Here is a 14,936-nt window from a genome sequence, read left to right on the forward strand (position 1 = left end):
GGCGACCGATGCAAGTAAGCAGGTCGTGCTCGGTCAAAATCAGGCTTTTTTTATACACGGCAATACGACCGGGACCGTTGGCGGGTGGTGGCGAGGACGAGGCTGTCGTCGGAGTCTGGGTATACCGGGAAGACGCGAAACTGATCCCCTGATCGGACGATCCGCAATGCACGGCTTCGGGCGGACGAAGTCAGTGATGCAATGACGGCTGCACCAAAGGGGCAACGCCAAGGTTAAGCGAGTCGGTTTATGAACACGGAAAACGACGTTTGCGGGTTTGGCTACAGGCCAGTGAAGTCGAAGGCCTCATCGTGGACGCAGACGGCTTCATCGAATATCACCGTCTTGGGGCGAAGCAGATTGGTCACGGTGGCGGGCGGGTTGTGCTCGGTGAGGATCAGGCGGGGCTTGTGGTCGACGGCGATGCGGCCGATGGGGTCGGCGTAGGCGAGGCGGGCGGCGCTCACGCCGGTGGCGGCGTTGAGGACGGCGTGGGTCGGCAGGCCGGCGCGTTCCATGAGTTCGAGTTCCCACAGGAAACCCAGGCCGTGGGCGACGCCGACAGAACCCGCATCGCTGCCGGCGATGATGAGCACGCCCTTCTCGTGGGCTTTGACGAGGGTGCGGGCGTGGTTGTCGAGGATGCGCTGGAGGTTGCCGACGATCTGCTCGTCCCAGCCCAAAGGACGCCGCGGTGCCCTGCCCATCACTCGCCCCACGCACACCCAACTGCCCGGCTACGGTAACGACGCCGCCTGACGGGGTGAGTTTCTGCAAGTTGTTCCGCCCGGCTTCAGCGAAGTAGACATTTCCCTGCCGGTCGGCGACCACGGACTGCCATAAGTGATTCCTGGATTAGTCCCCTTGGTGACAGGGTTGAAGCGATAGAGGTTTGCGGGTTGAACCGGAGTCGCGGCGAAAACTGAGAGGCAACCGCAAGAAGCGGCGACCAAGGTGAGAGGAGGCAGAAAGGCCGAAAGGCAGGCATGACGGAAGTGATGTAACTCTCATCGCTGGCACCCTTGGTGCCACAACGCCGGATTGGAGAGGGTTCAATCGGGGCTCCCGCCTTCCGCCCTCCAGAGAGCACTGGATGACAGTTGAAATCGCGATATCAAATTGCCGGATTGGAGGGACTCGGTCCGGTCGGGGCCAAAGGCCCTTGGGTAAGCTCTATCACCTCGACTGACAGGCAGCCGGGATCGCGCAGCCGTTAATTCGTTCCTCCCATTGCAGGTCCTCATTTCCAGCAGACCAGATATAGGCGTGGTCCTGCGGTCTGTCGCGCGGCATATGCGTGAAGATGTCAGTAGTATCCTACGTGGTCGAAGAAAGTGGATTTCTGCCGCTGCATGACGGCAGTGCGTCGGCGGAAATCCAGGCGGGGTGTGGTGTGAGCAAAAAGGCCTTCAAGCAGGCGATTGGCGCGCTCTATCGGAACCGCCGCATCGTGTTCGAGGACTGCGGGATTCGGCGCGTGCCAAATTGCTGAGACCACGTGGGTGGCTGCGGTTGCTACTAATTTCTATGGCAAGGCGAATAGGTTCATTACCTCGCCTATTCAACTCAAGTATATCATTTATGACGAATACCTTTAATTCCGTTGACATAGCGGAGGGCGGCTGAGGCCATACCCTGTAATTGCCAACCTTACCCCTCGTTTTGTAATTACTGGCCTACGCATTGCGGGAAAGCCTGTCCCCACTTTCGGGACCTGAACTTTCGTGGAGCCAAATAATACCAAACCTGACCCGCGTCCCGGCTGCGTCTGCGCAGCGGTCCGACCCCCATGGCAAGCGTCAGACGGGACCCGTGCGTCCGCATCTCCCTGTGGGACTACGGCGCACGTCTTCCCTTTATCAAACTGTCCCGCGAGGAATTTCGTATCCACGCGCCATCCCCCAGCAACCCCAAAGCTTATAGAGAAAGGAATTATATATATTATGTCAATCAAACCCCTGTGCAAAATCGGCGCGACGCTGCTGGTTTGCGCCCTATTCGCGATGCCGGCGACCGGGGCCCGTCCGGAAGCGGCCAGCGCCTCCAACCCTTCCGTCGCCTCCCGAGCGGTTTTCAATCTGCCGCGACTGGCGGGTGGGCCTACTGCCACCGACTCACTTTCGCCCGGGCAATACCGGGTCATCAACCTCGCCGCCAGCGGGGTCGGATTACCCGGGGTGACCCGCACGGAGCGCAAGGAATTTGGGGTCGAATTCCTCGACCTCGGGCCAGAGCGCTCCTGGAGCTTCCGTGCCGGCCATGGCTCGAGCTACTACGTCTTCACCCTCAACGCCTCTCTGGGCACAGAGATCGATCTGCCCGGTTTGTCCCTCCGCTTGGCCGCCAGCAAGCATCCGGGGTTTGGTTCGCTGGAGTCCTCGTCCGATGGACGCAACTGGGAGCGACTGGGCTTTGAGATCGCATTGGTCCCATTCGGTAACAATCGCATGATGGCCGGTTTACGAAGTCTTACGGTGCGCCTCGATCGCTCGAGTAAGGAGGGTGCTGTCTTCCTCGGCCCGGGTATGTTGCTGGCCGCGCAGATACCCCTTGGCCGGGTGGACCACGCGAAGCCGGTGCGGGTGGTTGCCGGTGAAGCCGGTGCCTGGGTCTACGGAGCACTGGAATCCGGCGAATCCCCTCTGTTCGTCGATGCGAACGGCAATGACGTGCCGGACACCTTTGAACGTGAGGTGGTCGGCGGTCTGGCGGCGGCAGACTCGCCCGCCGAGAATCGGGCGATACTGGTGAAGATCTGGCGCGAAGTGCAGTTGGAGACGCCGCGGCATACGCGGGGCAACCTGGTTTCCCGACGACCCTTGTCGGAAACCAACCTCAACAACCTGCGGCAATTGCAGCAGTCCCTTGCGAACCCCCAAACATAATAATACCTTCATGAAGTTTTTATTCCAAACCTTATGGGCTGGAGCGATATTGTGTCTCATTTCTAACTTCGGTCGTAGCGGCGTCTACGTTACTAACAATGATGAGTGCACGGACGTCGATGTCGTCGTTTGCGTGGTCGATATGCAGGGTGGCGTGGTCGTTAATATGACAATGCTCTCAATGCCGGTAACGCCTTCTCAGCCGGCTTATTTTGTGGATAATTGGACCAATCCTCAAACTGGCACGGGAACGATTTATAATGTGCATGAACTTCACGAGGAACCGGTAATGCCCGAGAATTTGGGTATCGCCGGGTTGCCTCACGTGACGGTGGGGTGCTCCTCGGAATATAGCTCTAGTATAACAAGTTCAGAGTTTACCTATGAGTGGCGCACGGATCAGCAGCCGGAGTGGATTGAGTGGGGCGATTCCAGGTATTACACACCGGTTAGCGCCGGAGCCCACTGGATTGAACTACGTATCACGGATGAAAATGGCTGCGACACTGTGGCTCACAAGGACATCACCGGGCACAACGTGGTGGAGGATATCGACCCCAATCCGAACACCACTGAAACCTACCCGGACAACTACGTTGTATTGACACAGTATGTGGCGACTCAGGCCATCCCCTGGAACGCAACCATTACCGATACTTGGGAAGCTTCGGTCACGAAGGGCACCGAGACCAGTGCTAGCATTGACTTGGAATACCTTGGGCAGGCGATCGGGTTCGAGGCCGCGATCTCGCAAACCTCCACGCAGTCGGTGTCCAACAGCATCTCCAATCAAGTCGGACCGATCAATCTCTCGGCCGGACAGACGGTGGAGGTGCGGGCCTTCGGTGGTGTGAATGTCCGCTCGGGCACCTTCACCCATTGGACCTGCCCCGGGGGAATCTCCTTGAACCAGACCTACGTGCACCGGCACTCGCCGTTCGGTGCCTACACGGTGGCGGTCTTCTGATCTGATGAGACCGCAAAGCTCGATTACCGCCCGCGGCCGTGTGCTCCTGCTCTGCCTGTCGATACTGCCGGTGTCGCTGGAGTCGCGGGTCGGCGCGGAAACCGCTTCCGCTGAGGCGGACGCTCTGCTCGAGTCGGCGGTGGTGCTCGACCGGATCGCGAGCGAACGGCAGTTTCGCGGCCTGCAGGCCGGGGAACGCATTCGCACCAGTGTCCGCGACTTCGGCACCCTCGGCGGCGATTTCTTCGACTCCGTGCGGTCGATCTATGTCGCCGAGCGGCAGGTGCTCGCGGAACTGACTACGCAGGCCGAGCTGCTGGACGAGGGGGCCCGTGAAACGGTGAGCGAGTTGTATCTCCGCATGGCCGCCTTCTGCGCCAACACGCGGTCGGCGGCTAAGCTGGGGGTCACGGTCGAGGACCTGCTCGACGCCGCTCTGAAGTTCAACGAGACCAACGCCGCGGCCACCTATCTCCTCGCAATGCAGGCGACCGAGGATGGTCCGCGCGAAGAACTCCTGCGGCGGGCGCTCGATCACGAGCGCCGTTTTCCGGAAGCGCTGCTGCAGCTCACCCTGGTGCGCCTGCGCGCACAGGACCAGGCTTCGGGGGATCGCCTCCTCCAGGAGTTCCTCGACGCCTTGCCCGCGTTCAAGCCGGAGCTGCACTACTTCGACGAGGGCTACCCGCCGACGCACGTCTCGATCGGCATCCCGGACGGCATCTTGGAACGGCAGACCTACCGGGCCGATGAATCGCGTTTTGACCTCTCTTCCACCGATGAGAGTCCGGACGATACCTAGCAGGCCGGCCTGGCTGATCCTCCTCGGCCTCGCGGTCGTCGCGGAGATCTGTCGGGCGGGCGAGCTCTCGTGGGAGCCCCGCGAACTCACGCTGGACGTCGCCTTGGAGCAGCAGGTCGTGCAGGCCGACTTCAAGGCGACCAATTTGGGTGCAGATCCTGTTCGTATCGAAGAAATTGTGACGAGCTGCGGTTGTATGGCCGTCGAGTGCGAGAGCTACACGGTGGCACCTGCGGAGACGGTGACGGTGTCCGTGCTGTTTGACGTCAGTGACACCGTCGGATCCCCGCAGCGGCGGCTGGTGGTCAAGCACACCGGCCGTGAGGCCCATACGGACGCCCTGAGCGTGCTAATTCGGGTGCCGCCGGGCGCGGACCTGTCGCGCGAAATCCTCACGTGGGACGGGCCGAATGACGTGACGGAGAAATCGCTCGACATCACGACGGCGGCGGATCTGCCGCTTTCGCGGGTCTGGATCGAGGAGCCACTCGCCACCGGCCGGGCCGTGGAACTGCGGTTGACCGAAGTGGAGACGTCCCGGCATTACCGCCTCTACGCCCGGCCAACGGATATGGCGGACGGACAGATGCACCCGGTGAAGGTGTGGTTGAATTACGTGAACGGTGCGAAGAAGCCGCGCTACGTCTACCTGCAGATGTGGGGCGGCTAGACCCGTCGCTGCTCAGAGGTCGGCGACCCCGGCTACAGCGGGGTGGTGTTGCGACTCAGAGGCCGGTGGGGTCGAAGTCCGCGGTGTGGTGGACGACTTGATTGTCGAAGATGACCGTCTTGGGGGCGCGGAGATGGGTGACGCTGTCGAGGACGGGGGCCTCGGTGAGGATCAGGCGGGGCTTGTGGTCGACGGCGATGCGGCCGATGGGGTCGGCGTAGGCGAGGCGGGCGGCGCTCACGCCGGTGGCGGCGTTGAGGACGGCGTGGGTCGGCAGGCCGGCGCGTTCCATGAGTTCGAGTTCCCACAGGAAACCCAGGCCGTGGGCGACGCCGACAGAACCCGCATCGCTACCGGCGATGATGAGCACGCCCATTTCGTGGGCTTTGACGAGGGTGCGGGCGTGGTTGTCGAGGATGCGTTGCAGGTGGCCGATGATTTCTTCGTCCCAGCCCATGCGCTCCGCTTCGTCGACCTGCTTTTGCACGGGGGCGAAGGTGGGCACCCAGGCGATCTGGCGATCGCGGAGTTTGGCAAGTTGATCGTCGCGCAGGAAGAAGCCGTGCTCGATGGAGTCGACGCCGCCGTCGATGGCGTGGTCGATGCCGAGGTCGCCGCTGGAATGGGCGAAGGTCTGGCGGCCATGGCGCTTGGCGGCGGCCACGATGGCGGTCACCTCGGCGGTGTCCATTTGGGGCTTCGCGGTGACCAGGCCCTTCTTGAAGTTGATGATACCTGTAGGGAGAAGCTTGATACGGTCGGCGCCTTCCGCGACGCGGGAGGCGACCGTGGCTTCGACGGAACCGTGGGCCTCGATGGTGCCGCCCATGAACTTGCCATAGCGGCCTTCGTGGTGGATGGCGGCGCCCGGGCTGTCGAGGTAGGGCATGAGCGGGCGGGAGGGAGCGCGAGCGAGCTCGCGGCCTACCTGAGAGGCAGAGCTAGATTCTTTGTATTGCCGGCTGAGGGCTAGACCGACGCCGTCTTTGTCGCCGGCGTCGCGCACGGCGGTGATGCCGAGGGTGACCAGTTGGGCGAGCCGCGGTTGGGCGGCGGCGAGCAGTTCGTCGGGAGATTGCTTGAGGTAGGCGGAGCGTTTTTCGAAATCTAGTTCGCCGCCTTCGAGGAAGAGGTGGGCGTGGGCTTCGATCAGGCCGGGCAGAAGCGCAGCATCAGGGGCGACGACATCGGGGGCGGTTTGGCCGGAATTGATCGCGTTGGCGGGCGGTTGTTGTCCGTTTGTGCCGACGAAGTGGATACGGTTGGAATCGTAGACCACGTGGGCATCGCGTGCGGGCGTGGTGGAGGTGCCGTCGAGCAGCGTGCCCACATGCAGCCAGACACGACGAGAGGGAGAAGCGGAAGGGATATTAACTACAGATTTCACAGATGAGCACAGATGCCGTGAGGGTGTTGTTTTTTTACAGGAGGGAACCGCCATCGCCGTGGCGAGGGCGGTCAAGACAGAGGGGAACGGAGCGGTGAGGCGGAGGTGTTTTACAGAAGGAAACGAAGAGAACGAAGGCGGTGGGATGGCTCTGTTTTCTTTGTTATGCCCTTCGTTGTCTCCGTGTGAAACAGCGTCGGAGTGGGGCGGTTGTTATCGGTGGAAAACTTCGGTTCTATAACGGGGCGAGGTTGCCGAAGGAGTAGACGTGGAATTTGGCGAGGTTGGGGTGGGCTTTGAATTTTTCTACGATGTAGCTGGGATCGAAGCCGGTGACGAATCGCATGAGGTTCATGGGATTCGACAGGAAACCTTTCACTGAGTTTTCCATACCACAGACTTTGGCGAAGCGGATGAGTTGCTTGGTGGTGCAGTGATTGGGCACGCCGAGATAGACCGGCAGGGGCGCGTCGTCCAAGAAGCGCGCGATTGCTTTCTGGTTGAGTGACCACTGGGTGACGACGAAGGACGCATAGGTTGTTTTGGCTTGGAGGAGTTCGATGCCCTCCTCGTAGCTGATGGGGCCGTTGCCGTCGGGGAAACCGCCGACGCCGATTTCGAAATCGGCAAACGCACCGGTGGCGATGAGTTCGGCCACGGTCGGGAAATCGCCTTCGCATTCGCCGCCGCCACGGATGAAGAGCGCTTTCTTCGTATAGGGGGCGAACGCGTCCGCTAGAGCGTGGGCGTCGGCCACGTCTTTGATTTTGTGGGACGCGATGTGCGGCACGGGTTTGAGCCCGAGCGCGTGCAGCTCGGCGACCTTGGCCAGTAGCGCGTCCTGGGACTCGGTGGGTAACCACGTGATGAATACTTCCTCGTAGTCGAGGGGCAGTGTCACGGCGTTCCTCGTCGTGATCTCGATGCTCATACTCATGACGCGTAGACGGGTTTGTTTTTTAACCACATATGGACACAGATGGCTTCGCTACCGCTACGCACTGAAGTCCGATGAGGGCTGGAGATTGATCTGTGTTCATCTATGGTTTTCAAAATAGTGTGACAGGGAGGCTCAGTCGTCCCAGTCGTCGTCATCGTTGGATTGGCCTTGGGCGCAGATGGCCATGATGGCTTCGGCTTGGCGGAAACCGGCGGTTTCCTGGGATTCGTCACCTTGGCGGCGGCCTTGTTCGAGGGCGGCGCGGAGTTCGTCCACGAGCGGATCATCGGCGTCGAGGGGGACCGGGTTTTTCTCCGGGTTGGCGAGGGCGTAGTCGAGGCCGAGTTGGCTCGCAATGGTGAGGTAGGCGTTCTCGAGTTTCTCGCGAATGCCCTTGGGGGTGCCCCAGGCGAAATTGGAGAGACCGACGACGAAGTGCACGCCTTGGAGATCGGGGTCGGCGGTGATGAGTTTCATCGCATCGAGGCCGATGTTAATGAGGCCGTAGGTGTCGGCGCCGACGGGCGCGAGGCCGACGTCGACGATGATGTTGTCGGGTTTGCGATCGGCCTTGTTGATGAGCAGGTCGACGAAGTGTTTGGTGGCGGCATGCGAGTCTCGAGCGTCGAGGCACTGGGCGCTGCCTTCGGGGGTGAAGTGCTCGGAGGCCATGACGATGACGTTGGTGTCGTAGCCTTTCACCAGGTCGATCATTTCGTCCAACCGTTCGCGCGAGGCGGCAAGGGAATTGATGATGGGCTGACCGCTCTTCTCGCGGTCGTAATGCTCGAGCGCGATACGGTGGTAGTCGACGGCCGGGTTGTCGAACGCGAGCGGCGTGGAGCAGACCTCCTGCAAGGCCGGGATGACCTCGGGGAGGAAGGCAAACATCTCCTCCTGACGGACGGAAATGCGCTGCGTGCCGTCGAGGTTGACCGTCAGGTAGCGGGCGCCGAGGTCGGCCTGGGACTTGGCGAGTGCTTGATAACCGGATACGTCGCGATCGGTGAATGCGCGGCGGGCGCGGGCGTAGGAATTGTTGATGAGTTCACCAATGATGTTGAGGGAAGGCACTTTGTATTTAGCAGGAGGAAACAGAGGGAAACGGAGCGAGGGGGCAGAGGTTTTTTTACGGAAGGAAACGAAGAGAACGAAGGTGGTGGAGTGGCACTTTTATCTTTGTTTTCTCCTTCGTTTCTTCCGTGTAAAACGGCGGCGGCGTGGTTAGCCGGCGGCGGCTTCGAGTTCGGACTGGACGGCGGCGGCGACCGTGGCGGCATCGCCGTCGCGTTCCTGTTCGTCACCCCATTTGAACTGGGCGGCGTAGGTTTCGGCGTCGGTGAGGCCGAGACGTTGGGCGGCGGCGTCGATGCGTTCGACGAAGGCGACCGGGAGTTCGATGCTGACCTCGGTGTATTCGTCGGAGGCTTTGATCTGCGAGGGCAGGTCCTGCCAGTAAAGAATCTGGTAGGTCGTCTGGGTGCCCTTGGGCTGGTCGGCGGCGGGAACGGCGTCGGCGGCGGGCGCAGCTTTGGCTTTGGGCGCATCGCCCTTGCCCATGAAGTGGAGGAACAGGTCGACCGCGCTGGAAGCGTCCTGACCGTAGCCGTCGGCGCCGATCTCGTCGGCGAACATCTGGCTGATGGGCGCGCCACCGATGGCGAATTTTACGTCGCGACCATCGGCCTCGAAGCCGTCGATGACGGTCTTCATGTAGGTCATGGTGGTGGTGAGCAACGCGCTCATGCCGATGATGTCGGGTTTGCACGCGTCGGCGGCGGCCATGAATTTTTCGACGCTCTGGTCGACGCCGATGTCGACGACTTCGAAGCCGGCGCCCTCGGCCATCATGCAGACGAGGTTTTTGCCGATGTCGTGGAGGTCACCGCGGACGGTGCCCATCATGAGCGTGCCGGTCTTGGAGGATTCGCCGGACTCGGCATCGCCCGCGGCGAGGAGGGGCTTGAGCACGGCCATGCCGGACTTCATGGCGCGGGCGGCGATGAGGACTTCCGGGACGTAGAGGATGTTGTGTTTGAAGTCCTCGCCGACGACGGACATGCCGGCGATGAGACCTTTGGAGAGGACCTCCTGAGCGGTGATGCCCTCGTCGATGGCGGCCTGAGTCATCTCGGCAATTTTAGGTCCGTTTCCCTCGTAGAGGTATTGGTTCATTAAGGCGTAGTCGGTCATATTAAAATATGTATTCAGAATTAAACCACGAATGGTGTTCAGCCTGCTGTCTTTTTAACCACAGATGGACACAGATGGCTTCACTATCGTTACGCACCGCGGCGGAACTGAAGGCTGAATTGATCTGTGTATATTTGTGTTCATCTGTGGTTTAAAAACAGCGTTGGGTGGGATGGTTAGGTGCCGTTGCGGGCGGCGTTGTATTGGTTGAGGGCGGAGAGCATGGCCTCGATGTTGGCTTTGGGCATGCCGGGGCTGGTGCCGCCGCCGACGGAGAGGATGATGCGTTCGCCTTCGCTCTTGTTGAGGACGTCCATGGTGGCGGCGTGGACTTCCTCGGGGGTGCCGCGCACGCCGACTTCGAGCGGGTTCACGTTGCCCATGAGCGTCATGTCGTCGCCGATACGGAATTTGACGTCTTCGATGTCGGTTTGCTTGCCCCAGTTGAGGACGTTGAATCCGACATCGGGGAGATGGTCCATGCAGGCTTCGACGTCGGCGTCGTTGTGGTAGAGTTTCACCCAGTCCTCGGGGAAGGCATCGCAGATGCGCTTCAGGTAGGGGTGGCAGAACTCCATGTAGTGGTCCTCGTTCACGAAGCCGACAATGTCGTCGAGGATGAAGATGCCTTCGACGCAGTCGCCGATGGCTTTGTGCTGAGCCTTGAGCCAGTCGATGATGAGGCGGGTGGAGAGGTCGAGGAGCTTGTGCGCGTATTCGGGCTTATCGACCAGATCGAGCATGAAGTCGGCGGTGTTGCGGACGAACCCGGCCGTGCACATGGGGCCGCGCGCGGTGACCATGGGCATGATGTAGCCGGCATCGAAGACCTGCTGTTTCTGCATGCGGATGCGGTGCAGGGTCATGGCCATGAAGGCGTCGGCCTCGACCTCGTATTCGTGGAGTTTGTCGACGTCCTCGATGTGGAAGAGGCCGTGGTATTCGGAGGGGGTGTTGTCCTGCCAGAACTTGATCTTGGCTCCGAGGGCGGAGGGTTCGGCGGCCATGCCGTATTCCATCCAGAAGCCGGGCACGAAGATAACGTCGGGGAATTCGCGGTGGATCTTGAGGTGGCAGTCGAGCCAGACCTGCGGATCGAGGAAGAAGTCCATGTGTTTGACTCCGCAGTAGCCGGGGATCCACGGGCTATCGATGATCATGGCCATCGGGATGTTATCGAGTCGTTCGCCGTGGGCGGCTTTCTTAAAAATTTCCCATTGTTCGGGGCGCATCAGGTAAGGGTGGGTTGAGGTGGGGGTGGTTGGTTAGGGGAGAGGTGGCGGAAAGGGGGGAACCGCCGAGAGTAGAAATAAAACGATACGAAGGCGGATCAGGCGGCTTCGACCGGGGGTTCGAGGTAGACGCCGTCGTCGCGGATTTCGATGGTGGCGCCGGCATCAGCGGCGGCCTCTTCGAGGGCAAATTTGAGCATGGTCTTCACGTCGGGGCCGTGTTCGAGGCGACGGAGGAGTCCCTCGCCCTTGGCCTTGTTGACGCGGAGCATGAGCTTGAGGCCGCGGCGCTTGCACATGACCTTGGTGCCGTCGTCGAGCTTGGTGGTCAGTTGCTTGATGAAGGCGGAGACGTAGTGCACGCCGACGCCGGATTTATCGGAGAAATTCTCGGGGAGTTTTTCATCCGTGGCGGGATCGATTTCACAGAGTTTGATCATAGGATTGGGAGGGTTTTCAGCCTGCTGTTTTTTTAACCACAGATGGACACAGATGGCTTCGCCTACCGGCTACGCCCTGAAGCACTTTTTGTTGAAAGAGCTTCTGCTGTATGGATTCGGATCTGGGTTTATCTGTGTCCATCTGTGGTTAAAAATCGGAGGTTATGATTTGGGTTTTTGGCTCAGAGCGTAGTGGAGGGTTTCGAGAGCGAGGCCCCATTTGTGGGCGCGGGAGGTGGCGTCGCAGTAACAGCCGCTTTGGCGGGTTTCGCGTTGCCAGGTGAGAATGGCGTCGAGCGGTTGGCCGAGGATGGGGGGCGGTTCGGCGATGCTGGCCATGGTGTCGTCGGCATCGCGGAGGTAGGCGCATTGTTGCTGGTAGCCGGTGTCGCCGGGGGCGGGGTCACAGGCGGTTTCGAGCACGCGGTGGGCGTCCCGCGCGGGGGCAAGCACGATGCGGTAGTCGAAGGCCAGCGGATGGCCCATGTTGGAACAGGTGCTGCCTTCGAAACGGAAGCGGGCGCTGATCCGGCCGTCGTCGTGGGTGTCGATGTGCAGGCGTTGGTCAGCCCATTTGCCGAGCGCCTTGCGGGCGACGGTGTATTGCGCGTTGGTGGTGAGCGGGGGAGGCTCCGGCAGGGCGACGGCGGCGTGGATGTAGTTGGCTCGTCGATACTGGCACGGTTCGAAGGCGCAGCGTTCGCAGGGGATGAGGCCGGGGGTGGCGAGGGCTTCGGGAGTGCGTTCGATGAGGCCGAAGACGCCGAGCAGGGATTTCTTGGGCTTGAGCATGCCACTCGAAAGGACTTCGAGCGATTCGGGCAGGGCGTGGCCGAGGTGGCCGGTGATGAGATCGAAGAGGCGGTTTTGCTCGGAGACATCCCAACCGGCGTAGCCCGGGCTGTAGTGGGGGATGGCCATGAGTCCCGCGGGCTCGGCGAGGTCGCAGATGCGGCCGGAGAGGGAGGCGACGAGGTGTTCGACGACGGCGGAGCCGTAGACTTCGGCGAAAAAGTATTCGTCGGGTTTTTGATCGCGCCAAAGATTCGCGGAACGGTCGGCGATGGCGGAGCCCGCCCCGACGGCGGCGAGCATGACGCGGGTGGCGCCGGCTTCGCGCAGGTGGGCGTGAAGTTTGGGTGAGTTGAAGGTGACGCCGTCGATGACGAGGCGGTCGTCGCTGAGATCGAGGGTGGCTTCGCGCAGGTAGATCCAAGGCTCGCCGTGGGTGGCATACCACGCGGTGGTGAGGTGGATGAGCGCGTCGATGCGTTCATCGGGCTGGTGGCCGGGTGGGTAGCCGAGCAAGCGATGATACTCCGCGCGCGGCACGTCGACGGTGAAGTCGGTGAGCAGCGTTTCAGGAACTTGCGAGGGAGAGCTCAAAGTGAGAGGAGGGCTGTTTTTTTAACCACGAAGGGGAACAGGGCATTGGCCGGTCAGCCTGCTGTTTTTTTAACCACAGATGGACACAGATGGCTTCGCCTACCGGCTACGCACTGATACTGTTTACTTAAATAAAGCTCCTGCCTCTTGGATTTGGATCGGTGTTTATCTGGGTCCATCATTGGTTGGAAATCCGGGGGTTCAGGCGGGGGTTTCGCTGCCGATGGGGGCGAATTGGCAGCCTTCGACGAAGACGTCGAAGAAGTTGGGGTCGGTTTCGAGGCGGCAGTGTTCGACGCGACGGACGAGGGCTTCGAGTTCAGCGCGTTTGGTTTTCGAGAGCAGGGCAATGCAGGCGCCTTCGACGGCGGCGTTGCCGACTTGGCGGATTTTTTCGAGGGGGATGTCGGGGATGAGGCCGATGCGTTTGGAGGCGTCGAGGTCGAGGTGTTTGCCGAAGCCGCCGGCGAGATAGAACACGTCGAGTTCCTCGGCCTTGATGCCGTATTGTTGGAAGATGATTTGCAGGCCGGCGACGTTGGCGCCTTTGGCTTGGGCGAGGTTGTTGACGTCTTCTTCGTTGAAGGTGACGTCGCCGGTGACGGTGAGTTCGTGGTCGTCGTATTCGAAACGACCGAGGCGGTTCATGCGGTCACCGCGCACGAGTTCGGCAAGCAGGGAGACGAGGCCGGAACCGCAGAGCCCCTGGGCTTCGCCGCCGCCGATGACGGAGCAGGTAAACTCGTCGTCGTCATCCATGACGACCTTTTCGATGGCACCGGGGAGACCGGGCATACCGCAGGAAATCTGGCCGCCTTCGAAGGCCGGACCGGCGGGGCAGGAGGCGGCCATGACCTTGTGTTTGTTGCCGAGGATAAGCTCGGTGTTGGTGCCGATGTCCATGATGGCGACGAGGCGGTCCTCGTTGCCGATGTCGGCGGCGAGCATGCAGGCGGCGGTGTCAGCACCGACGTGACCGCTGATGATGGGCATGCCGTAAACGCGAGCGGCCGGATTGACCGGGAGGCCGAGTTTTTTGGCGGTGGCGGTGAGCACGGTGGTGTCGCGCTTGCCCGCGGCCATCTCGTGTTCGGTGAGCGATTGGTAGGGGCTCTGGCCGATGGTGTAGACGGACAGGCGGAAGAACATGTCGCGCATGGTGGAGTTGCCGGCGATGACGACCTCGTAGATGGAGGTAGGATCGACGGGCAGTTCCTCGATGGCGTGAGAGAGGTAGCCGGAAAGGGTGCGTTGGAGGGAGCGCGACTTGTCTTCGGTGTCGTATTGGATGCGCGCCATGACGTCGGACCCGCCGAAGCGTTGCGGGTTTTCGAACGAGGAGGAGGCGACGAGTTCGCCCGACTCGAGATTGAGCAGGCGGATGACGACGGTGGTGGTGCCGATGTCGATGGCGAGGCCGTGCAGGGCGTCGGTTACCGGTCGGCGATCGATCTCGTGGCCATCGAGGAGGACGCGTTCGCCGTCGCGCGTGACGGTGGGATCGGGCGTGAAACCGTCGGCGTGGACGGGAAGTTCGTAGGCTTGGTTTTCGACGACGAGGGTGCCCCGCCGCATGGTGTGGCAGTGGATCTCGCCGTCGCTGGCGGCGATGCAGGCGCGACAGGAGAGGCGGAAGCCGTCGGACAGGTGTTTCTCTTCCTCGCCGGGAGCGGAGAGCAGGTCGGCGCCTTGGGTGACCTCGACGATGCACTCCTTGCACTTGCCCTGTTTGCGGCAGGACGTAGGCACCTTGACGCCGAGCTTTTCGGCGTAGTCGAAGAGCGTCGCGGTGGAGTCGGCGGCGACATCGATCGAGTGGGTGTTGAGGTGGAGGCGGGGCACGGGGCTTTTTACAGAAGGAAACGAAGGAGGGTCGTGGTGGGGCAGGACTGTTTTACAGGAGGGAACGCAGGGAAACAGAGGGTGGTGGGTGGCGGTGGGGTGGCTTTGTTAACTTCGTTAGAGTCTTTGTTTCCTCTGTGTTAAAATGCGGTGAGGCGGGGCACGGGAATTTTTTACAGAAGGAAACGAAGA

General features: G+C 61.3%; 14 protein-coding genes. 5 read left to right on the forward strand and 9 right to left on the reverse strand.

Going from position 1 to position 14,936, the window contains the following annotated elements:
• Positions 1-281: 281 nt before the first annotated feature.
• On the reverse strand, positions 282-707 hold the full coding sequence (locus tag PXH66_RS22000) for an amidohydrolase family protein (RefSeq protein ID WP_330932153.1): 426 nt from the start codon (positions 705-707) through the stop codon (positions 282-284).
• A 596-nt stretch (positions 708-1,303) separates the two neighbouring features.
• Between PXH66_RS22000 and PXH66_RS22005 the strand changes: the two genes are divergently transcribed.
• The 5 genes from PXH66_RS22005 (at position 1,304) to PXH66_RS22025 (ending at position 5,324) form a co-directional block, all read left to right on the forward strand.
• Positions 1,304-1,492 (forward strand): hypothetical protein, encoded by a 189-nt coding sequence (locus tag PXH66_RS22005; protein ID WP_330932154.1) that lies wholly within the window; start codon positions 1,304-1,306, stop codon positions 1,490-1,492.
• 451 nt (positions 1,493-1,943) lie between these two features.
• The gene (locus PXH66_RS22010; RefSeq protein WP_330932155.1) at positions 1,944-2,885 is read left to right on the forward strand and encodes a hypothetical protein; all 942 of its coding nucleotides are present in this window, start codon (positions 1,944-1,946) and stop codon (positions 2,883-2,885) included.
• 10 nt (positions 2,886-2,895) lie between these two features.
• Positions 2,896-3,852: a hypothetical protein gene (locus tag PXH66_RS22015; protein WP_330932156.1), complete on the forward strand. Its 957-nt coding sequence runs from the start codon at positions 2,896-2,898 to the stop codon at positions 3,850-3,852.
• Between the two features lie 4 nt (positions 3,853-3,856).
• Entirely contained in the window at positions 3,857-4,654 is a 798-nt protein-coding gene (locus tag PXH66_RS22020; protein WP_330932157.1) for a hypothetical protein, read from the forward strand.
• Positions 4,632-5,324, forward strand: coding sequence for a DUF1573 domain-containing protein (locus PXH66_RS22025; RefSeq protein WP_330932158.1), 693 nt, complete (start codon positions 4,632-4,634; stop codon positions 5,322-5,324). Before PXH66_RS22020 ends, PXH66_RS22025 begins: the two co-directional genes overlap by 23 nt.
• Positions 5,325-5,379: 55 nt before the next feature.
• Here PXH66_RS22025 and PXH66_RS22030 read toward each other — a convergent pair whose 3' ends face one another.
• The 8 genes from PXH66_RS22030 to PXH66_RS22065 all read right to left on the reverse strand — a co-directional run bounded on the left by PXH66_RS22030 (position 5,380) and on the right by PXH66_RS22065 (position 14,744).
• On the reverse strand, positions 5,380-6,711 hold the full coding sequence (locus PXH66_RS22030) for an amidohydrolase family protein (RefSeq protein WP_330932159.1): 1,332 nt from the start codon (positions 6,709-6,711) through the stop codon (positions 5,380-5,382).
• 235 nt (positions 6,712-6,946) lie between these two features.
• The gene (locus PXH66_RS22035) at positions 6,947-7,612 is read right to left on the reverse strand and encodes a hypothetical protein (RefSeq protein WP_330932160.1); all 666 of its coding nucleotides are present in this window, start codon (positions 7,610-7,612) and stop codon (positions 6,947-6,949) included.
• Positions 7,613-7,783: 171 nt separating this feature from the next.
• Positions 7,784-8,725: a dihydropteroate synthase gene (locus PXH66_RS22040; protein WP_330932161.1), complete on the reverse strand. Its 942-nt coding sequence runs from the start codon at positions 8,723-8,725 to the stop codon at positions 7,784-7,786.
• Between the two features lie 150 nt (positions 8,726-8,875).
• Positions 8,876-9,844 (reverse strand): virulence factor, encoded by a 969-nt coding sequence (locus PXH66_RS22045; RefSeq protein WP_330932162.1) that lies wholly within the window; start codon positions 9,842-9,844, stop codon positions 8,876-8,878.
• Positions 9,845-10,020: 176 nt separating this feature from the next.
• Entirely contained in the window at positions 10,021-11,076 is a 1,056-nt protein-coding gene (locus tag PXH66_RS22050; RefSeq protein ID WP_330932163.1) for a uroporphyrinogen decarboxylase family protein, read from the reverse strand.
• Between the two features lie 98 nt (positions 11,077-11,174).
• On the reverse strand, positions 11,175-11,516 hold the full coding sequence (locus tag PXH66_RS22055; protein WP_330932164.1) for a hypothetical protein: 342 nt from the start codon (positions 11,514-11,516) through the stop codon (positions 11,175-11,177).
• Between the two features lie 162 nt (positions 11,517-11,678).
• Complete coding sequence (locus tag PXH66_RS22060; protein WP_330932165.1) at positions 11,679-12,902, reverse strand: hypothetical protein; 1,224 nt, start codon at positions 12,900-12,902, stop codon at positions 11,679-11,681.
• 201 nt (positions 12,903-13,103) lie between these two features.
• Complete coding sequence (locus tag PXH66_RS22065; RefSeq protein ID WP_330932166.1) at positions 13,104-14,744, reverse strand: ASKHA domain-containing protein; 1,641 nt, start codon at positions 14,742-14,744, stop codon at positions 13,104-13,106.
• Positions 14,745-14,936 lie beyond the last annotated feature (192 nt).

Source organism: Synoicihabitans lomoniglobus (assembly GCF_029023725.1).
Taxonomy (GTDB): domain Bacteria; phylum Verrucomicrobiota; class Verrucomicrobiia; order Opitutales; family Opitutaceae; genus Actomonas; species Actomonas lomonigloba.